This window comes from Pseudooceanicola sediminis (genome assembly GCF_003575965.1).
In the GTDB taxonomy this organism is placed as follows: Bacteria; Pseudomonadota; Alphaproteobacteria; order Rhodobacterales; family Rhodobacteraceae; genus Pseudooceanicola; species Pseudooceanicola sediminis.
Genome location: NZ_QWJJ01000052.1, coordinates 1 through 404, shown reverse-complemented (window position 1 = coordinate 404; position 404 = coordinate 1).

Sequence of the window (404 nt, the reverse complement as noted above, 5' to 3'; positions counted from 1 at the left end):
AGACATAAATATAAAAATGGTTTCATTATTTATTATAAAAATTTAAACGCTCTCCAATTGATTTACAACCTTGCAATACAAAAATGCCAAGCAGTTAAGGGCTAATTCTGTATTATCAGAAGGGGACAGGAGGCAAGACATTTATAGACTCAACGGAGCAAAGATCCCTTTAAAGCATATAAATATCGATTGCTATTCCCTTTCAGGTCCATAAATGTCCACTAAAATCTATTTCCTTTTAGTTTACTTGTCTAGGACGCCAGTGGCAGTGGTACCGCCACTGCCTATTTTTGCATTCTCCGAAGGACGTTCTCTTCCCCTTTCGGGATATTTATATACTCCGAAGGAGGCAGTTGCCTGCCAACTGACTCCGAAGGAGACAGTTGCCTGCTAACTGACTTCGA